We start from the raw sequence: 18,275 nt of genomic DNA, 5'->3' as shown, positions 1-18,275 counted from the left end.
GTTCATCCCGTCCGCTTCAGCGACTCGCCCAGCCAGCCCGCCGTCTTCTCCGCACAGGAGCCCAGCTCCTGCGTGACCCGGTCCTTCTCCGCCTCCTCGACGTCCTCCTTGGCGCACTCGATGGTGGCGGCGAGGTTGCTGACGGCGACCGCCGCATGCCCGATGTACCGGGAGCCGTCCGTCCGCTGCTCGTTGTAGGCGATGCCCTGCTCACCCGCCTCCGGCAGATCTCGCACCTGGGAGACGGTCCTGCTCGACGACCCTTCCCGGGTGGCGTCGGCCTTCAGACCGGCCAGGAACTCGCGAGCGGTCTCGGGGCCGCCGCCGAGCGGGCCCGGCTTGTAGTGCGAGAGCTCGATCTTGACCGTCAGTTTGTCGTTGCTGAGCGTGCATTGGGCGCCCAGAGGCAGACCTGAGGGCGTGTACTCCTGCCGGTCGAAGTCCGGAACGAGCTCTCCCGCCTGCGCGTCGGTGAGCAGATCGCAGGCGCGGGGAGACGTGCCGAACTTGCCGGGATCAGTGGCCGTGGCGGGTTTCTTGAAGGACACCGGGGCCTCCGGTGCGGTGAGCAGCGCCGTGGCGGTCGCCGTCACCGATGCGATCGCCACCGCGGCGCACGCGGCCAGCAGGGCGAACGTCCTCGGACGCATCGCCACCGTCCTGTTCTCACCCGAGGCGGGACGGGCGAGACGTACGAGGTCGTCCTCGACTTCGGCAGGCCGCTGCGCGGGGTCCTTGGCCAGCAGCGCCAGCAGGACGGGGCCGAGGTCGCCCGCCTTCTCCGGTGGGCGCGGCTCGGCCGACAACACCGCGCTCAGCACCTCCATAGGGCTGTTTCCGGGAAAGGGCGGAACGCCTTCGACCGCGAGGTAGAGGGTCGCGCCGAGTGACCACAGATCGGATGACGGCACCGGATTCGTCGTCTTCTCGGGTGCGGCGAAACCCGGTGTGCCGATCGAAGAGGCGGCCTGGGAGCGGGCGGACACCCCCGTACCGAACCCGGTGAGCAGTCCCCGCCCGTCCGGGGTCAGCCAGACGTTCGCCGGCTGCACGTCCCCGTGCAGCACTCCCAGCGTGTGCGCGGCGCTGAGGGCCCCGGCCAGGTCCGCGCCGAGCGCGGCCGTCTGCTGCGGGGAGAGCGCGCCGAAGCAGGCTGTGAGCGGTTGCCCGTTGATCGGTGGCGTGACGATCCACGGCTTGCCCTCGTGCAGGACGGCGTCGAGGACGGGCACGATGGCCGGATGCCGGACGCGGCTCGCCGCCGCGGCCTCCCGGATGACGTGTTCGGCCAGTGTGCTGCGCTCGTCATCGGCCAGTTCGGGCGGGAGAGGCACTTCGCGCAGGAACGCCTGGCCGCCCGTCCGCTCGTCGTAGGCGAGGTGAAGGTGCGTCCCCAGGCTGTGGAGGACGGCGTAACGTCCGGCGATCTTCGCTTGCACGGTCAGCTCTCGTCCAGTGCCTCGGCGACCCAGCGCGCCATCTGCAGCGCGTTCTGGCGGATCTTCTTCTTGCTCTTCTGGTTCGTCACGTCCGCGTAGGTGACCTGGAAGACGAGATTGCTGATCCTGGCGTACACCTTGCTCATCTGCGCACCCAGCCGCCCGTAGACGTCGTAGACGAAGGCCTCCTCGCCCAGGCCCTTCACCTCCACGGCCTTGGTGGACGGCCCGGAGGTCATCCGCTCGCCGCCGATGCCCTCGTAGTGCCAGATGATCTTGTCGCTTCCGTCGGTCCTGGCGCGGAGCCAGAACCGGTAGACGTCGCCGGCCTGGCTCGGCGACGTCCCCGACCAGGGGTCCCGGCCTTCGGAGCCCGACTCGACCTCCACCGAGACGCCCGAGCCGGGCGCGTCCCAGGAGCAGGCCGCGTCACCGGAGTCGCCAGAGGGTTTGCCCTCGGCACGGGGGTAGTTCGGGATGATCTCCCGTACCCGTTCCACCGGCACCAGCGAGCAGAAGTCCACCGGCACGGTGAACCTCGCCTCGTTCCCGGGCACGGCGGGCGCCGGGGGCGCGGTCGGTGTCGAGGTCCCGGAGGGCGTCGGCGTGCCGCCCGTCACGACGGCCGGGGAGCGTTCGTCCATCACGACCACGACGGTGGCGGTGAGCGCGAGCGCCGCGGTCGCGACCGCGGCGCCCGCCAGGAGCAGGCCCGGGTTCCGCCCGGCCTTGCGCACCGGGGCGGGGGCGGTGGGCGCCTCGAAAGGCGCCCGCGGCGGCGGCGCGGCCGGAAGCGCGATCTCCCCCGTGGCCTCTCCGGCGGCGGCCCGTTCCAGCGCCCGCCGGACCACGGACGGATCGGGCCGGGCCAGGGGGTCGCGGGCGAGCATGTGGACGAGCAGCGGGCCCAGCCCGCCGGCCCGGACGGGCGGGACGGGGTCGCCGGTGAGCACCGCGGCCAGCACCGCGACGTGGCTGTCGCCGGGGAACGGCGCGCGCCCCTCGACCAGCCGGTAGAGGGTGCCGGCCAGCGACCACAGGTCCGACTGCGGGCCCGCCTTCTCGCCGCGCAGCCGTTCCGGCGCGATGTGTCCGGGCGAGCCGACCAGCATGCCGGAACGGGTGATCGTCGCCTGGCCCTCGACGGTCGCGATGCCGAAGTCGGTGAGGACCGCCCGGCCGTTCGCGGTCAGGAAGATGTTCGCGGGCTTGATGTCGCGGTGCAGGACGCCCTCGGCGTGCGCGGCCTCCAGCGCCGCCAGCACCTCCGCGCCGATCCCGGCCACCCGCTCGGGCGGCAGGGGGCCCTGCCGCTCCAGCACCTTGTCGAGGGAGGCCCCGTCCAGGAGCTGCATGACGATCCACGGGCGGCCGTCCTCGAGGAAGGCGTCGTGCACCGTGATGATGCCGGGGTGCCGGAGCCGCGCCGCGGCCTGGGCCTCGCGGACCGCGCGGGTGCGGGCCTCCTCGCGCAGGGCGTCGTCGTACTCGGCGTCGAACCGCAGCTCCTTGACCGCCACCTCGCGGCCGAGCGTCTCGTCCCTGGCCCGCCAGACGGTGCCCATGCCGCCGCTGCCCAGGGCCTCGAGCAGCAGGTACCGCCCCGCCAGCCTGTTCCCGCCGTCCTCCGCCTTCACGCCAGGCATCCTATTCAAGATCACGGTCGGTAATCACAATTCCCCCAAAGAGGGTGATAACCCTGCGTTACGGGTAGGGGTTCGATACGGAACCAGGCCATCCGGCGGCAGTGACGGGGGTGCGGACATGACTCGGCCCATCGTGGTGGGCGTGGACGGCTCGTCCGAAGCCCTGCAGGCCGTGGACTGGGCGGTCGACGAGGCGCGGTACCGGCGGTCGCCGGTGCGGATCGTGCACATCGCCCTGCGCTGGGAGTACAGCGCCGGAGCACCGCCCGAACCCGGCCTGGACGCCGCCCGGCCCGAGGCCGCGGCCCTGCACGTCCTGGAACTCGCCGAGGAGCGCGCCCGCGAGCGCGCGCCCGAGGTGGAGGTCTCCACCCGCCTCGGCATCGGCCACGTGCCCCGCACCCTGCTGGAGGAGGCGCACGACGCCGTTCTCCTGGCGGTCGCCTCCCGGGGGACGGGCGCCTTCAGCGGCATCATGCTCGGCTCGGTGAGCCGCCAGGTGGCCGAGCACGCCACCTGCCCGGTGGTCGTGGTGCCCCATCACACCGACCCCGAGCCCCGGCATGCCGAGGTCGTCGTGGGGGTGGACGGCTCCGAGGCCTCCATGAACGCCGTCGGGTTCGCGCTGGAGGCCGCGGCCACGCGCCAGGCCGGGGTGCGCGCCCTCCACGTCTGGGAGCACTCGGCGGCGCCGCGCGCCGCGCGCCCGGCCTCCTACAGCGAGGTGTCCGTCGACCAGGAGGGCATGCGGCTCCTCGTCGAGTCACTGGCCCCGTGGAAGCGGAAGTACCCGACCGTGCCCGTCGTCGAGCAGGTCGTCCAGGGCCGCACGCCCACCGAGGCGCTGTCCGCCGCGACCGTGCGCGCGGCCCTGCTGGTCGTGGGGGCGCGCGGCCACGGCGGCTTCTCCGGGCTGCGCCTGGGCTCGGTCAGCCACGCCGTGCTCCAGCAGGCCCAGGGCCCCGTGGCGGTCGTCCACTCCGGCTCCTGAACGCGGAAGGCCCCGTCCCGGCGCACCGGGACGGGGCCGCACACCCGCGGGCCGCTAGCCGACCGGCATGGCCGTGCCGGTGCGCATGCCCTCACGCCCGTACACGTCCTCCACGTCCTCGCCGCTCCAGTGCTCCTCCAGTCGCATCGCGGTGCCCAGAGCGAAGAAGGTGGGCGCCCACTCCCCGATGAAGATCCCCCAGTGGTCGGCCCGCTCGATCCCCGCGGCCTCCGCCTTCTTGGACAGCATCCAGGACGCGACGGTCAGTCCGATCGACACGAATCCCGCAGTGAAGAGCATCTGCGAGCTGACACCACTCTTGCGCATCATCTTGAGCATGCTAGGAACCCCTTCGTCGATCTTGGATGTGCCGTAGGCGTGCCCGACGCCCGCTCTGCGTAAGCCAGCCCACCCGCCAAATCGACGCAAACCCAGAGAACACCCGGAGCCGGTCAGCCCACCCGGAACTTGATGATCTTGGACTTCGCGGGGGCGTAGCGCCCGTCGCCCGGCCACACGAGGCGCAGGGAGCCGCCCTTCTTCGGCCGGAAGACCTTGGTGAACCGGCCCGCGCCGTTCGTCTTCACACCGGCCGCCAGCACCCACTTCGCCCTGCCCGCGGGCCGGTAGTAGATCTTCACCCGCTGCCGGGCGAGCCCCTCGTACCCGCCGGCCACCGCGACGCCGCGGAGCCCGCCGCCGACCTTCAGCTTTCCGCCCTTGTGCACCACCTTGGACTTGACCGTCACGGCCAGCCTGGTGGCGGCCCGGAAGGAGAAGGTCCCGGCCGGACCTTCGACGTCGTCACCGGTGGCCTCGTCGATGGCCGACGACTCCACCCGCCACGTTCCCGGCACCGCGTTGAAGGCGTCGAACTTGATGCGGCCCGTCCACACCCCGTCGTTCTCGGGGTCGGTGAGGTTGAGGTAGTTGTAACCGACACCGCGGTCGGCCTTCATCTCCACCAGCACGACGTCCTCGTAGAAGTCGCGCGGCCCCTCGAAGTCCGCGGTGACGTCGAGCCACGTGGCGCGGTCGGCGCGGATCAGCGCCGGATCCGGCGTGACGCGGATGGACGGGGCGCGGCGCTCCTCCGCCGGTGCGGCGGCCTGGACGGGAACGGCGGCCAGTGGAACGGCGATCACGGCGGACAGCACGAGGGCGAGCCCGGTTTCGCGCTTCATCGGTCACTCCAGCATCTGCGGCGGGGAACGGTCGGTTCCCGACTCAAGCGCCACAACTGGTTCAAAGTTGAATCACCTGACACAGAGACCCGCTTTTCCTCCCGGCGGACCTGCCCTTCAGGAAGGGGACGGAGTGCCGCATCATGGACGGGTGACGCCGAAGCTGCTGGCGGTGAGCGACCTCCACGTCTCCTACGAGGAGAACCGCGAGATCACCGCGAAACTGACGCCGACGACGCCGGACGACTGGCTGATCGTCGCCGGGGACGTGGCCGACAAGGTCTCGGACATCGAATGGGCGCTCTCGCTCCTCGCGGAGAAGTTCGCGCGGGTCGTCTGGGTCCCCGGCAACCACGAACTGTGGACGGTCCGGGACGGCGCGGACGGCCTGCGCGGCGTGGCGCGCTACGAGCACCTCGTCGAGCTGTGCAGGCGGCTGGGGGTGCTCACCCCGGAGGACCCCTACCCCCTGTGGGAGGGGGAAGGCGGGCCCGTCCGCATCGCCCCCCTCTTCCTCCTGTACGACTACACCTTCCTTCCCCCCGGCTGCACGACCAAGGAGGAGGGGCTCGCGTACGCGATGGAGACGGGCGTCGTCTGCACCGACGAGCGGCTGCTGCACCCCGACCCGTACCCGAGCCGCGAGGCGTGGTGCGCGGCCCGCGTGGCGCTGACGGAGCGGCGGCTGGCCGCCTGCGACCCCGACGTCCCGCTCGTCCTGGTCAACCACTACCCGCTGGTCCGCGACCCCATGGACGTCCTGTGGTATCCGGAGTTCGCGCAGTGGTGCGGGACGACGGCCACCGCCGACTGGCACCGCCGCTTCAACGTCAAGACGATGATCTACGGGCACCTGCACATCCCGCGCGAGACCCGCTACGACGGCGTGCGCTTCGAGGAGGTCTCGCTCGGCTACCCCAGGGAGTGGAAGAAGCGCCCGCGGCCCCCGCGGCTGCCCCGGGTCGTGCTCTGACGGCTCAACGGCCCGCCGGGCGGATCTCGGCGACCAGGGCGGTGGCGTTGTCCAGGCCGCCGAGGCGCTCGGCCCTGCCGACCAGCGCGGCGGCCAGTGCCGCCGCCGACTGGTGCAGGCCCGTCAGCTCCACCAGGTCTCCCGCGAACCAGTCCTCCTCGCCGAGGGCGGCGCCGTCGCTGAGCAGCACGAGCATGTCGCCGGGCACGGTCTGCACCTCCGCCAGGAACGGCTGGTCGGCGTACCCGCCGAGGTTGCCGAGCAGGATGGAGCCGCCCATCGTCGCCGAAGGGTCGGTGAGCAGGGATTCGGCGAGCACCGTCTGGTCGGGGTTGAGGCGGAAGGCCGTCCGCCCGCCGAACGGCAGCATCCGCACCAGCCACGCCGGACTGTCCCCCACCGAGAGCAGGGCCGTCCTCCCGTCCGGGCGGATCGCCGCGAGCAGCGCCGTGGACGCCCCGCGCCCCTGACCGATCACGGCCGCCTCGGCCGCCTCCAGCGCTTCCTCAAGGTCGTACGCGGTGGTGAAGTACTCCTTCAACGCGGCGACCGCCGCACGCGCCGCACGCGCCCCGGACCCGTCCCCGGGCCCCGTCACGCCGTCGCAGACGGCCAGCACGACCACGTCGTCCACACTGCGGACGGCGGCGAACGCGTCTTCGTTGTCCCACTCGGGGTCGCCCTTGGCCTTTCGCGACCCCACTCCCGTCTCGGCGGCCATCCGCACCGAGACGCCCTCTCCCCACGGACGGGTCACGGCCGCCACCACCCCGCCGGGGTCGTTGCCCGCCAGCAGCGCGCGCACCACCGCGTCCAGGCCGTGCGGGACCCGGCCCGCGTGCAGTTCCAGCAGCATCAGCGTGTCCGTGAGGTCGCGCGGGGCCCGTCCGACGGCGAGCGTGACGAGCCCGCAGATCACCGACCAGACGTCACGCGCCCGCGCTCCCGGCGTCTCCGGGACGGGCTCCTCTCCGGCCCCGTACGGCGGAACGCACAGGATCTGCCAGCCCTGCTCCGGCCCCCAGCGCAACGACCCCGGCCACAGGAAGCCCGGCCCCGTCCTCATGACGCTCTCCGAGAGCAGCGGCCACAGCGCGGGAAGCTCCCCCATCAGCCGTTCCAGGGGCAGCCCCGCCGGATCCCCGAGGGCCGGCAGGGGTTCTTCGGGCCACTCGACGTTCACTTCGGCACGCAACGGCCCACCCCGCTCTCGGAACATCCGTGATCAAGCGCTGCTCATGCCGTCTCATAGTGGTACGGCGGGCGGGCACGGGCAAGGTCATCGTCCGTTCCGGTCGATGAGCGTCTCGCAGGCGGCGGCCAGTGCGAGCATCCCGCGCACGTTCGGCGGCTCCGCCTCGTGGCGCCGCTCGGCGTCCGCGATACCCGCGCGGCGGACGTCCCCGGGGCGCGCGGCCCGCAACCAGTCCGCACGCCCGGCCAGGACACCCGCCTGGAACGGCGGTTCCTGCCCCGACAGCACCACGTAGTCGAGGTCACGGGCGTCCTGCGGGCGAAGCGCGGCGGGGCCCACCGCGTCCACCGCGATCCGGGCCCCGTGGCGGTGCGCCAGATCGGCGAGCTCTCGGACGGGCCACGGCTCGCCCGTCACGGGAGAGGCCGCGGGGACGACGAGCAGGCGCGGTCCCTGCGGACAGGCACGCAGCGCCTCGCCGGCGGACCTCAGCGCCTCGATCGGTTCCGCGGGAACGGGCAGCCGCACGGTGTTGCGCCACGGCAGCCGCCCCGGCTCGAACACCACCGCGGCCGCCGGCGCGGGAAGAGCCCGCGCCAGCAGCCGGAACGCGTCGGCGGCGTCACCGGTGAAGACGACGGCCTGCGGCCCTCCGAGGAACGCGCGGACGGTCTCCCGCGCCCGCTCGAGGTCACCTGCCACGGCGGACGCCGTGCGGACGGGTTCGGCGGTGGTCGGGACGCGGGTGAGAACGGACATGGCACAGCCTCCGGGGATCGGGGGATCCCCGGGAGTCATCCGGCGGGATCCGCGCTTGCCGGACGCCCTGCGCGTCCGGCCAGGTCGTCACCCGGGCCACCCCGCCGCGGAAGGGGGGTTGGCGGCCAGCGAACCGGGGTTTGGCGCTGGCACTCATGACCTCGGGGGGAGGATAGCAAGCCTCAGGACAGACCGGCGAATAGATCGTCCTCTTTGTCCGGTCCGTCGCCACGCACCCGGATGAACGACTCCGAGCCGAAGACCAGCGGCTTCGCGTCCTCGGGGAGCATCAGCAGGAAGATGCTGTCGGACTGGCTGGCGTGCGCCTGCAGCGCCTTGACCTTGGCCTCCGCGTACTGCTCGACGTCGACCGTCGTGGTGATGACGTCGTCGGAGACGCCGAAGTCCATCGGCTCGGTCATGCCCCACTCCTCGGCCAGCCCGCTGGACTTGAGGTAGTCGAACATCACCTGGAGCCCCGACTGGGGAACCGCCGTGTAGTAGAGCTTGTCCGGGATGCCGGTCTTCTCGGTGGCCGCGACCGCGATCCGGTGCGCCTGGATGTGGTCGGGATGCCCGTAACCCCCGTTCTCGTCATAGGTGACGACCACCTGGGGGCGGTACTTCTCCATCAACTCCGCGAGCCTGCCCGTCGCCGCGTCGAAGTCGACGTTGGTGAAGGAGTCGGCGGCCTGGTTGGCCTCCCAGCCGTCCATTCCGGAATCGGCGTAGCCCAGCAGTTCCACATGCTCGATGCCGAGCAGCTCCGCGGACTTCTCCAGCTCGCCGAGCCGCAGGGCGCGGACGGCTGCGGGGTCGTGGCCCGGCTCCCCCGGCTTCACCCCTCCCGGGGCGTCCCCCTGCTCGCCGTTGGTGCAGGTCACGAGCACCGTGCGGATCCCGGCGGCCGCGGCCTTGGCGAGTACACCGCCGGTACTGATCACTTCGTCGTCGGGGTGGGCGTGTACGGCCATCAACGTCAGCATGGGCTCAGCGTACGTCGATGTCCTTCCAGCCCGTCACCTTCTGCTGCCAGACGTCGGTGCCCTTGTACCGTGCCGCGACGGTGCCGTCCTTCCTGGCGGTGAACAGGCGCGAGTAGCGCCCCTTCGCGTCCGTCGAGACGACCGCGATCCGGGTGCCCTTCTTCTTGCCCTTGGGCCTGAACCAGATCTCGACCCGCTGCCGCTTCAACGGCGCGTACGTGCCCTTCCTCCCCAGCGCCCGCAGCACGCCGTGGACCCGGACCTTGGCCCCCTTGCGGACGGAGTCCGGCGCGGCGGCCACGTTGAGCCTGGCGGCCCTGCGGATCTTCACCGCGCCCTTGAAGGCCACCACCCGGAAGTCGTGGTAGGCGTTCGCGGAGGTCCCGTCCGTGGCGGCGACCTCGATCGTGTAGCTGCCGCCCCAGTCGTTCCGGTCGAACACGGCGGTCCCCCGCCAGACGCCGTCCCCCGCGGTCCCCGAGACCCGCTTCAGATCGCTGACCAGCGCGAACCCCCGGCCGCCCGCCCGTTCGAGGGTCACGTCGACGTCGGTGATCCGCGTGCCGGTGACCGCGATCTTCACCGGGACCTTCGTCTTCTTGCCGGGAAGGATGACCGGCTTGCCATACGCCTTCGCGGCGCGGACGGTCAGCGGCCCGGCCGCTTGGGCGGGGGCCGGAACGGACAGGACGGTGGCGAGCACCGCCAGGACGAGGGGGGCGACGGTACGCATGCCGGGGAGTCTAAACGCTGACTTCTCCGCCTTTCCCCGCCGCGCGGATCCACACCTGGAGCAGCAGCATCAGCTCCAGCCTGACCTCGGGGTCCTCGAAGTCGAAGTCGAAGATCTCCTGCAGCTGCCCCAGCCGGTACCGGACGGTCTGCGGGTGCACGCACAACGCGGCGGCCGCCCCGGTGGCGTTGAAACCGTTCTTCAGGCACTCCAGCAGGGTGACGGCCAGCCGCAGCCCCTGCTTCTCGCCCGCCCTGGTCAGCGGCGCGAGCCGGCGCGCCGCCACCAGCGAGGCCAGCGCCCCGCCCTCCTGCAGCAGCAGCGCGGGGAAGTGCTCCTCCGCCCGGACGAGGAAACCCGACCTGCGGGTGCCCCGGCCCGTGACCACCCCGGACGTGATGAGCTCCAGGGTGCTGCGGGCCCACCGCAACGACGTCGCGGCCCGGTCGACCGGCACGGCCGGGCCCATCGCGCCGGTCCAGCCGGCGAGGTGGGCCGCCAGCTCGTCCACCCGGCCCGGACCGTCCGGATCGGGCACCACCAGGCAGAGGGCCCCCTGGTCGTGCCCGCTCAGCAGGTGCGGCGGCAGTCCGGCGGGGCCCTCCCCGCCGCCGCCCTGGCGGGGCAGCAGCACGACCACCGCCAGGCGCTGCGGCAGCGGCCACCCGGCCAGCGCCGACTGCTCCCTGAGCACCTCGGGAGTCGCCGGAGGGTCGACGAGCAGCAGGCTGAGCAGCCGCCCCCGGCGCTGCTCCCGTTCGCCTGCCGCCTTCTCGCGCGCCCTGGCGTAACCGTGCGAGGCGGCCGAGACCAGCTCGTCCAGGAAGGCGAAGTTGGCCTCGGCGAGCAGCGTGATGAGCGTGTGTGACTTGCCGAGCCGCCCGGCCTCCACCGACAGGTGGCGCCAGGCGATCCGGGACGTCACCCGCATCGCGTTCTGCAGGTGCTCCAGGCTCCTCCCCTCGACGGCCTCGCCGTAGCCGACGTCGAAGTAGACCTGGTGGACGTCCTTCCAGGAGACGTCGGGATCGGCGATCAGCGCGACGAAGTGCTCCATCGCGTGCTCGACCGCCAGCGTCACGATCGTCTCGTAGACGGGGTCGCCGGGCCGGGCGTACTCCGGCACATGGCGCTGCACGCCCTGCACCATCACCCTGAGAAGGGTCGGAAGGTGGGGACGCATCCATTCGGCCTCCTCCCTCGGCACATTCCGCCAGGGTTCGGCCACCAGCTCCTGGTTGTCATACGTCAGCGTCACGTTCGTGACGGTAGATCCGCTGTGGCGAAGGCGAAACTCAGCGTGATGCTGTGAGCGGGCCGACCCTTTGTCAGAAGTTGATAAGGCCTGCCGCACCTCCCCTGACCAGCCGTTCCACTCAACCGGCGACGAGACGGGCGGAGGATTTTCTCCGCCGTCCGCATACCTAGCGGGCTCCGGCCTGGCGGACATTCCTTGGCAGGTCCCCACCCCCTGGAGTGTGCGCATGAAACGCCTTTCTCTCCTCACCGCCGCCCTGGTGACCGCCTCGGCGCTGATGGCGCCGGGTACCGCCGCCGCGGCACCGCCCGGATGCACCGCCTCCGAGGGCGAGATCTTCGCCCCCGCCGCCCCGCTCTCCGCGGCGCACGGCGAACTCATCGCCTGCCGCGAGGTGACCCTGCCGCATGTGCCCGGCAGGATCCCGATGAAGGCCTACCAGGTGCGTTACGTCTCCTCCGACCTGCGGGGGAAGAAGGTCCCCGTGACCGGATTCGTGGCGATCCCCACCGCCGCGTGGACCAGGAGCGCGCACCGCCCGACCGTCGCGTTCAACCCCGGCACGCTCGGTTCCGGGCCGCAGTGCGCCTTCTCCAAGCAGATGACCGGCGCCTACCAGGACGCCTACGAGGGCGACCAGATCGCCGAGTTCCTCAAGGCGGGCTTCGCCGTCGCCGCCACCGACGGCATGGGCTACGTCGACGGGAGCGTCCACACGTACATGATCGGCCAGAACGCCGGGCACTCCCTGCTGGACATCGTCCGGACCTCGCGGCAGATCCCCGGCGGCACGCTCAGCCCGCAGGGCGAGGTCGCCATCTCCGGTTACTCCGAGGGCGGCGCGGCCTCGTTGTGGGCGGCGCAGGTCGCCTCCTCCTACGCGCCCGAGCTGAAGGTCGTCGGCGCCGCGGCCGGCGGGGTGCCGGGCGACCTGAAGATGACGGCGGCGAAGCTGAACGGCGGCCCCTTCGCCGGCTTCCTCGCCGACGCGGTCGTCGGCCTGCACGAGGCCTACCCGACCCTGCCGTTCGACGAGCTGATGAACGACACGGGCCGCAAGGCCGTCCAGGACGTCAAGGAGAACTGCCTGTTCGGCACGCTCGGCGCGTTCCTCGGCAAGAAGGTCGAGAGCTTCACCACCGAGGGGTACTCGCTGGACGAGCTGTACGAGCTGAAGGACCCCGGCGGCCTCTCGTGGGGCCAGGCCGTGGAGGAGCAGAAGCTGGGCGTCGGCATCGGCGGCCGCTGGTCCGGCGCCAAGTGGAAGATCAAGTTCCCGACGTTCCAGTACCGGGGCGCGCTGGAGGAGATCATCCCGGTGGAGACCCAGGAGGAGACACGGCGGCTGTACTGCAAGGCCGGGATCCCCACCCAGTTCAAGAACAACTACCCCGGTGAGCACCTGCTGACCGACGGCATGGCCAAGAAGGACGTCACCGACTGGATCTCCGACCGGTTCGCCGGCAAGTTGATGATCGGCAACTGCCCGCTCTTCTGACGGGCGCCCCTTCGTGCCCCCGCCTCGCGCGACGAGGCGGGGGTCTTGCGTCTACTTCTTCTTCGACTTCTTCTTCACCTTCGTGCCGCCGGAGGAGCCTTCCTCCCAGTCGTAGCCCGAGGTTTTCTTCTCGCAGAAGCTGTCGGCCACGACCGTGTCGGTGGCATCGTGTTCGCACCAGCGCTCCGTCTTGTCGGAGCAGGCGGTGAGGCCGCTCGCGACCACCGCGAGCGCGGCAACGGAGAGAGCGAGCCTGCGCATTTCTTCACCTCTTCGGCATCGGGGTAACGCAGGGAACGTTAGTGTCCGCGCGTCCCGGCTCACCAGGGACTGCGCTCCCGATCCTGCCGAGCAACCGGTCGGCTGTCACGAGAATGGCGCCGAGGAGGAAGAACAGTGTGGCGTAGGTGACGGCGTTCGTCGCCACCCCTGCGTAACCGAGCTTCACCACGTCCAGGAAGGGGTAGGGGTAGCGCAGGTCCCCCGATGTGACGAAGACCCCACGGACGATCGCGAAGGCGAAATAGCCGAGCGGGTAGACGAGCCATATGAGCGCGTGGACGTAGCGCAGGGACCCGTGCCTTGCGAACACCAGCCAGCCGAGCAGCCCCAGGACGGGGGTCGCGAGGTGCAGAACGGCGTTGCTGAAGGCCGCGTACCCGTGTTTGGGCCCGGCGGTCGGCGCCAGCACGATGTTGTACACGAGCCCGGTGATGCAGATGAACAATATGGCCGAAGTGAGTACGGACAGCGACAACTCTCGTCTTCCACTCCATAGCCGCCAGCCGGCGAGGGCCGCGACGATCCCCAGGTAGACGTTGCTCTGGTTCGTGAAATAGACGGCCTGGTCCTTCTGCCCGTGGGCGATGAAGCTGGCCGTCTCCCCCAGCACGACCAGTACCGCCAGCAGCGACCAGAAGGCCGCCGAGGTGACGCGCTTGTGCATCGGGTCAGTCTAGGTACGGCCTGTGAGGGAACGCACAGGCCGCAGGGGTGACGGTCTCCCCGCCGCCGTGGTTACGGTTACGTAAGCGTAAGTTTCTGGGAGGCTCCGATGACCGTCCTGACCCGAGTCCTGTCCGCCCTCACCACACCGCTGCTGCCCGACGACTACCTGAGCCTGTTCAACCCGCTCTGGTCGACCAGCGAGACGCGCGGCAGGGTCGTGGGCGTCCGCCGGGAGACCGCCGACACCGCCACCCTGACCATCCGGCCCGGCATCGGCCTGCGGGAGCACCGGCCCGGCCAGTGGATGCGCGTCGGCGTCGACATCGACGGGATCCGCCACTGGCGCAGCTACTCCCTCTCCGGCGCTCCCGGAACGTTGCAGATCACCGTGAAGGCGCAGGGGCTGGTGTCGGAACACCTGGTACACCGCACCCGGCCCGGCACGATCGTGGCGCTCGGCGAGCCTGAAGGCGACTTCGTGCTGCCGCCCGAGCAGGGAAAGCCGCTGTTCGTGACGGCCGGCAGCGGCATCACCCCCGTGATGTCCATGCTCCGCGCCGGGGTGCGTGACGCGGTGCTCGTCCACAGCGCGCCGTCGCGGCCGTCCGTCATCTTCGGGCCGGAACTGCGCCGCATGGACGGCCTCCGGTTCATCGAACGGCACACCCGCAAGGAAGGGCGGCTGGAGCCGTCCATGCTCGAAAAGCTCGTTCCCGACCTGGACGAGCGCCAGATCTACGCCTGCGGTCCCGAGGAGATGCTGCGGGCGCTCGAGGAGCACTTCCCGTCCGTCAGGACCGAACGGTTCCGTCTCGTCTCAACGGCCGTCGGGGAGGGCGGCGAGGTCGCCTTCACCCGCAGCGGTGTCACCGCCGAGACCTCCGGGCCGATCCTCGACGCCGGGGAGGCCGCGGGCGCGCTGCTTCCCAGCGGCTGCCGCATGGGGATCTGCTTCAGCTGCGTCGGGAAACTCACCTCCGGCAAGGTCCGCGACCTGCGAAACGGGCAGGTCCACGGCGACCCGGGCGACCTCGTGCAGACGTGCGTGTCCGCCCCCGCCGGTCCCTGCGAAATCGACCTCTGACGAAAGGACGACCGACATGAGCATCGCCACCCTGCCCCGCCGTCCGCTCACCCCGTCCACCGCCCACCTCACCCCCGAGGACATCGAGGCCATCGGCGACGAGCTGGAGACGCTGCGCGAGGAGCTGCTGGCCTCCCGCGGGGAGAAGGACGCCCGCTACATCCGCAGCGTCATCAAGCTGCAGCGCGGCCTGGAGCTCAGCGGCCGGGCCATCCTGTTCGCCGGCTGGTTCCCGCCCGCCTGGATCGCCGGGACGGCCGCCCTGTCCGCGGCCAAGATCCTGGAGAACATGGAGATCGGGCACAACGTCATGCACGGCCAGTGGGACTGGATGCGCGACCCGAAGATCCACTCCACCACCTGGGAATGGGACAACACCTCACCCGCCGAGCAGTGGAAGCACTCCCACAACTACATCCACCACACCTACACCAACGTCCTCGGCAAGGACCGCGACATCGGCTACGCGGTCCTGCGCATCACCCCCGAGCAGAAGTGGACGCCCTGGCGGCTCGGCCAGCCCGTCTACGCCGCGCTGCTGGCGATGTTCTTCGAGTACGGGGTCGCGCTGCACGACCTGGAGATCGAGAACGTCCGCAACGGCAGCAAGCCCCGCTCGGAGACCCGCGCGCAGCTCAAGGCCATCGGCCGCAAGGTCCGCAGGCAGGTCCTGAAGGACTACGTGGCCTTCCCCCTGCTCGCCCTCCCCGTCGGCGCGGCCCTGCCCGTCCTGGCCGCGAACTTCACCGCCAACATCGTCCGCAACGTCTGGTCGAACCTGGTCATCTTCTGCGGGCACTTCCCCGACGGCGCCGAGGTCTTCCCCTCCGACCAGCTGGAGAACGAGACCAAGGGCGAGTGGTACGTCCGCCAGATCCTCGGCTCCGCCAACATCTCCGGCGGCCCCCTGATGCACCTGGCCACCGGCAACCTCAGCCACCAGATCGAACACCACGTCTTCCCCGACCTGCCCAGCAACCGCTACGCCGAGGTCGCCCCCCGCATCCGCGCCCTCTGCGAGAAGTACGACCTGCCCTACAACACCGACACCCTCACCGGCCAGATCACCTCCACCTGGAAGAAGATCATCCGCCTCTCCCTCCCGTGACCCCGGACGGCCCGTCCGAAGCGCGCCGGGTCCGGCGCCGGCCGGTGCCGGACCCGGACGCCTGCCGGGAAAGTCCCGGCCGGAAAAGGACAAGGCGCCCTTCTGTCTTCCGAGTGCTCCCCGGTGGGATGGCGGCACATCGGCTTGAGGAGGCGCGGCGTGGACGGACGAAGAGGGCTTCTCGGCGCGGTGCGGCTCGCCGCGGTGGGGCTCGCCGCGGCGCTGCTCACCGGGTGCGGGGGCGCCGAACGCCCCGAGCCCTCGGAGCCGAAGCAGTCGCAGCCGCCGCGGGCGGAGCGGCGCATCACCCAGCCGGAGGAGGCGGGCGGGCTCGTGCGCTCCAGGTTCGTCGACGACGTCTACAACCTCGGCGAGCCCGCCCCCGGCCAGAGCTTCCTCGCCGCGCTCTACCGTGCGCCCGGCGTCGATCCCGACGACATCCTGGAACACACGGTCGTCCTGGCCACCGACGCCGCGCCCGGACGGTCGGAGGAGCGGCGGCTGCACCTCGTCAAGGAGATCGATCCGGTCGGTGACTTCGCGGCGGCCGCGAAAGCCGTCGATCCCGGCCCCCTCGGCGGCAGGACGGACTGCGGCTGGACGCAGACCCCCGAAGCCGGCATGGTCCTGTGCTCCTGGTCCGACGAGAGCACCGCGGGCGTGATCGCCTTCTCCGGCGCGGCGGCCGCGGACACGGACTTCACCGAGGTCGGCCGGACCTTCACCGCCATGCGCGAGGACATCGTCCGCTGACCGTGGCGAGCGAACGCCCCGTATTAGGGTGAGCGGCGTGGACGGGATCGACGAGGTGTTCGAGCGGCAGCGGCCCCGGCTGGTCGCGCTCGCCTACCGCATGCTCGGGTCGCGGCAGGACGCCGAAGACCTCGTCCAGGACGCCTACTTCCGGTGGGTCCGGGCGGAGGGCGTCGAGCATCCGGAGGCCTGGCTCGCCAAGGTGGTGAGCAACCTCTGCCTGAACGAGCTGGGATCGGCGCGGGTGCGGCGGGAGTCGTACACCGGGCCGTGGCTGCCCGAGCCCGTCTTCACCGACGACGACCCCGTGGAGTTGCGGGACACCGTCTCGTACGCGCTGCTGACGCTGATGGAGCGGCTCACGCCGGCGGAGCGGGCGGTGTTCGTGCTCAAGGAGGCGTTCGGGTACTCGCACCGTGAGATCGCGGAATTCCTCGACCTCACGGACGCCAACACGCGGCAGCTGCACAGCAGGGCGCGGCGGCGGCTGGGCGACCGCGCCCGGTTCACGCCCTCGGCGGAGGAGCAGAAACGGCTCGTGGAACGGTTCCTGGGGGCGGCGCTCGAAGGGGACATGACGGGGCTGACCTCGTTGTTCGCCGCCGACGTCACCGCCTGGGCCGACGGGGGCGGACGGGTGCGGGCGGCGCTGCGCCCGATCGCCGGGCGGGCGAAGGTGCTCCGGTACGTCCTGGGGATCCTGCGGCAGCTGGAAGACGCGGAGCTCGTCGTCACCGAGCTCAACGGGGAGGTCGCGCTGGCCGCCTTGCGGGACGGGGAGCTGTTCACGGTCACGCTGGTCGAGTTCGGCGCCGAGGGCGTCGCCGGACTGCGGACGGTGCTGAATCCCGAAAAACTTCGCCTGCTGGGCCGGCGGTTGTCACATTCCTGAGGGCTGTCCGGTTCTCCTCTCTGCAGACCCGCCGAGAGGAGAACATCATGATCATCGTGACCGGTGCGTCCGGGAGCCTGGGCGCCCCCCTGGTGCGAGCGCTGGCCCGGGAGGGCGCCGACGTCCACGGGCTCAGCCGCAGGCCGCGGCAGGGGGACGGCGTCACCTGGCACGTGGGCGACCTCGCGTCGGGGCCCGCCGTGCTCGGCGAGGCCGGCACGATCGTGCACCTGGCCAGCGAACCGTTCAAGAAGGGCGCGGACCTGGTGCAGACGCGGACGCTGCTGGAGGCCGCGCGGCCGGACGCCCACCTGGTGTACGTCTCGATCGTCGGCATCGACCGGCACCCCTACGCCTACTACCGGACCAAGCTGGCCGCGGAGCGGATGATCGAGGGCTCCGGGCGGCCGTACACGATCCTGCGCGCCACCCAGTTCCACGGGTTCGTCGCCTCCTTCTTCGACGCCCTGAGCCGCGGGCCCGTCCTCGTCGCGCCGACGGGGACCTCCTGCCAGCCCGTCGCCGTGGAGGAGGTCGCCGCGCGGCTCGCCGAGCTGGCCCTCGATTCCCCCGCCGGCCGGGTCCCCGACCTGGGCGGTCCGGAGGTGCTCGACGCGCGGCACATGGCCCGCACCTACCTGGACATCACCGGCAAGCGGCGGGCCCTGCTGCCGGTGCGGCTCCCCGGCGAGGTCGGCCGTGCCTTCCGGGAGGGCCTGCACCTGGCGTCCGAGCCGGGCGGCAGCCGGACCTGGACGGAATTCCTCGCCGGACGAGTTCAGTCTCCGGCGCCGCGACCGTAGAGTGATCATCTCGACTGTCGTGGGA

General features: G+C 71.4%; 19 protein-coding genes and 1 riboswitch. Of the genes, 8 read left to right on the top strand and 11 right to left on the bottom strand.

From position 1 onward, the window contains the following. Positions 1–2 precede the first annotated feature (2 nt). The gene (locus C2865_RS39905) at positions 3–1,439 is read right to left on the bottom strand and encodes a serine/threonine-protein kinase (RefSeq protein ID WP_198652892.1); all 1,437 of its coding nucleotides are present in this window, start codon (positions 1,437–1,439) and stop codon (positions 3–5) included. Positions 1,440–1,441: 2 nt separating this feature from the next. Beyond that, complete coding sequence (locus tag C2865_RS03995; RefSeq protein WP_157963548.1) at positions 1,442–3,076, bottom strand: serine/threonine-protein kinase; 1,635 nt, start codon at positions 3,074–3,076, stop codon at positions 1,442–1,444. A 127-nt stretch (positions 3,077–3,203) separates the two neighbouring features. Here C2865_RS03995 and C2865_RS03990 point away from each other — a divergent pair, with 127 nt between their 5' ends. Next, positions 3,204–4,076 (top strand): universal stress protein, encoded by an 873-nt coding sequence (locus C2865_RS03990; protein WP_198652890.1) that lies wholly within the window; start codon positions 3,204–3,206, stop codon positions 4,074–4,076. Positions 4,077–4,130: 54 nt separating this feature from the next. Here the strand turns inward: C2865_RS03990 and C2865_RS03985 are convergent, their stop codons facing one another. Together C2865_RS03985 and C2865_RS03980 are read right to left on the bottom strand one after the other, a co-directional pair. Beyond that, positions 4,131–4,406, bottom strand: a complete 276-nt coding sequence (locus tag C2865_RS03985) for a hypothetical protein (protein ID WP_232835334.1) — start codon at positions 4,404–4,406, stop codon at positions 4,131–4,133. A 122-nt stretch (positions 4,407–4,528) separates the two neighbouring features. Beyond that, on the bottom strand, positions 4,529–5,260 hold the full coding sequence (locus C2865_RS03980; protein ID WP_198653073.1) for a hypothetical protein: 732 nt from the start codon (positions 5,258–5,260) through the stop codon (positions 4,529–4,531). Positions 5,261–5,411: 151 nt separating this feature from the next. On the opposite strand from C2865_RS03980, the gene C2865_RS03975 reads away from it, so the two are divergent. Next, entirely contained in the window at positions 5,412–6,233 is an 822-nt protein-coding gene (locus tag C2865_RS03975; RefSeq protein ID WP_232835333.1) for a metallophosphoesterase family protein, read from the top strand. Positions 6,234–6,237: 4 nt separating this feature from the next. Here the strand turns inward: C2865_RS03975 and C2865_RS03970 are convergent, their stop codons facing one another. From C2865_RS03970 to C2865_RS03950, 5 genes are all read right to left on the bottom strand, one after another. Continuing rightward, positions 6,238–7,428, bottom strand: coding sequence for a SpoIIE family protein phosphatase (locus C2865_RS03970; protein ID WP_157963546.1), 1,191 nt, complete (start codon positions 7,426–7,428; stop codon positions 6,238–6,240). 84 nt (positions 7,429–7,512) lie between these two features. Then, entirely contained in the window at positions 7,513–8,187 is a 675-nt protein-coding gene (locus C2865_RS03965) for an aminotransferase class V-fold PLP-dependent enzyme (RefSeq protein ID WP_232835332.1), read from the bottom strand. 46 nt (positions 8,188–8,233) lie between these two features. After that, a riboswitch (SAM riboswitch) is annotated at positions 8,234–8,348 on the bottom strand. A gap of 21 nt (positions 8,349–8,369) precedes the next feature. Next, a complete protein-coding gene (locus C2865_RS03960; RefSeq protein ID WP_106396872.1) occupies positions 8,370–9,173 on the bottom strand; it encodes a PIG-L family deacetylase in 804 nt (267 codons plus the stop codon). 4 nt (positions 9,174–9,177) lie between these two features. Further along, a complete protein-coding gene (locus tag C2865_RS03955; RefSeq protein ID WP_106396871.1) occupies positions 9,178–9,906 on the bottom strand; it encodes a hypothetical protein in 729 nt (242 codons plus the stop codon). A gap of 10 nt (positions 9,907–9,916) precedes the next feature. Next, complete coding sequence (locus C2865_RS03950; RefSeq protein ID WP_232835331.1) at positions 9,917–11,164, bottom strand: PucR family transcriptional regulator; 1,248 nt, start codon at positions 11,162–11,164, stop codon at positions 9,917–9,919. Between the two features lie 226 nt (positions 11,165–11,390). Here C2865_RS03950 and C2865_RS03945 point away from each other — a divergent pair, with 226 nt between their 5' ends. Continuing rightward, complete coding sequence (locus tag C2865_RS03945; protein WP_106396870.1) at positions 11,391–12,662, top strand: lipase family protein; 1,272 nt, start codon at positions 11,391–11,393, stop codon at positions 12,660–12,662. 51 nt (positions 12,663–12,713) lie between these two features. On the opposite strand, the gene C2865_RS03940 is transcribed toward C2865_RS03945, so the two are convergent. Then, complete coding sequence (locus tag C2865_RS03940) at positions 12,714–12,923, bottom strand: hypothetical protein (protein ID WP_106396869.1); 210 nt, start codon at positions 12,921–12,923, stop codon at positions 12,714–12,716. A 4-nt stretch (positions 12,924–12,927) separates the two neighbouring features. Beyond that, on the bottom strand, positions 12,928–13,608 hold the full coding sequence (locus C2865_RS03935) for a Pr6Pr family membrane protein (protein ID WP_106396868.1): 681 nt from the start codon (positions 13,606–13,608) through the stop codon (positions 12,928–12,930). A 108-nt stretch (positions 13,609–13,716) separates the two neighbouring features. Here C2865_RS03935 and C2865_RS03930 point away from each other — a divergent pair, with 108 nt between their 5' ends. The 5 genes from C2865_RS03930 (at position 13,717) to C2865_RS03910 (ending at position 18,250) form a co-directional block, all read left to right on the top strand. Continuing rightward, positions 13,717–14,694 carry a ferredoxin reductase gene (locus C2865_RS03930; protein WP_106396867.1) on the top strand — a complete coding sequence of 326 codons (978 nt, stop codon included), beginning with the start codon at positions 13,717–13,719 and terminating at the stop codon, positions 14,692–14,694. Positions 14,695–14,710: 16 nt separating this feature from the next. Then, entirely contained in the window at positions 14,711–15,802 is a 1,092-nt protein-coding gene (locus tag C2865_RS03925; protein WP_198652888.1) for a fatty acid desaturase family protein, read from the top strand. A gap of 159 nt (positions 15,803–15,961) precedes the next feature. Beyond that, positions 15,962–16,555 carry a hypothetical protein gene (locus C2865_RS03920; RefSeq protein ID WP_106396866.1) on the top strand — a complete coding sequence of 198 codons (594 nt, stop codon included), beginning with the start codon at positions 15,962–15,964 and terminating at the stop codon, positions 16,553–16,555. A 37-nt stretch (positions 16,556–16,592) separates the two neighbouring features. Then, a complete protein-coding gene (gene sigJ, locus C2865_RS03915; RefSeq protein ID WP_198652886.1) occupies positions 16,593–17,447 on the top strand; it encodes an RNA polymerase sigma factor SigJ in 855 nt (284 codons plus the stop codon). Between the two features lie 47 nt (positions 17,448–17,494). Next, positions 17,495–18,250 (top strand): SDR family oxidoreductase, encoded by a 756-nt coding sequence (locus C2865_RS03910; RefSeq protein ID WP_106396865.1) that lies wholly within the window; start codon positions 17,495–17,497, stop codon positions 18,248–18,250. Positions 18,251–18,275 lie beyond the last annotated feature (25 nt).

This window comes from Actinocorallia populi (genome assembly GCF_002995495.1).
GTDB lineage: Bacteria > Actinomycetota > Actinomycetes > Streptosporangiales > Streptosporangiaceae > Actinocorallia > Actinocorallia populi.
This window is presented reverse-complemented; position numbering and strand designations above follow the sequence as displayed.

What these genes read in the sequence shown, in the direction of transcription:
- C2865_RS03960 (WP_106396872.1), bottom strand. Translation starts at nt 9,173, where the DNA reads ATGCTGACGTTGATGGCCGTACACGCCCACCCCGACGACGAAGTGATC.
- C2865_RS03910 (WP_106396865.1), top strand. Translation starts at nt 17,495, where the DNA reads ATGATCATCGTGACCGGTGCGTCCGGGAGCCTGGGCGCCCCCCTGGTG.
- C2865_RS03935 (WP_106396868.1), bottom strand. Translation starts at nt 13,608, where the DNA reads ATGCACAAGCGCGTCACCTCGGCGGCCTTCTGGTCGCTGCTGGCGGTA.
- C2865_RS03945 (WP_106396870.1), top strand. Translation starts at nt 11,391, where the DNA reads ATGAAACGCCTTTCTCTCCTCACCGCCGCCCTGGTGACCGCCTCGGCG.
- C2865_RS03965 (WP_232835332.1), bottom strand. Translation starts at nt 8,187, where the DNA reads ATGTCCGTTCTCACCCGCGTCCCGACCACCGCCGAACCCGTCCGCACG.
- C2865_RS03925 (WP_198652888.1), top strand. Translation starts at nt 14,711, where the DNA reads ATGAGCATCGCCACCCTGCCCCGCCGTCCGCTCACCCCGTCCACCGCC.
- C2865_RS03990 (WP_198652890.1), top strand. Translation starts at nt 3,204, where the DNA reads ATGACTCGGCCCATCGTGGTGGGCGTGGACGGCTCGTCCGAAGCCCTG.
- C2865_RS03980 (WP_198653073.1), bottom strand. Translation starts at nt 5,260, where the DNA reads ATGAAGCGCGAAACCGGGCTCGCCCTCGTGCTGTCCGCCGTGATCGCC.
- C2865_RS03930 (WP_106396867.1), top strand. Translation starts at nt 13,717, where the DNA reads ATGACCGTCCTGACCCGAGTCCTGTCCGCCCTCACCACACCGCTGCTG.
- C2865_RS03955 (WP_106396871.1), bottom strand. Translation starts at nt 9,906, where the DNA reads ATGCGTACCGTCGCCCCCCTCGTCCTGGCGGTGCTCGCCACCGTCCTG.
- C2865_RS03940 (WP_106396869.1), bottom strand. Translation starts at nt 12,923, where the DNA reads ATGCGCAGGCTCGCTCTCTCCGTTGCCGCGCTCGCGGTGGTCGCGAGC.
- C2865_RS03985 (WP_232835334.1), bottom strand. Translation starts at nt 4,406, where the DNA reads ATGATGCGCAAGAGTGGTGTCAGCTCGCAGATGCTCTTCACTGCGGGA.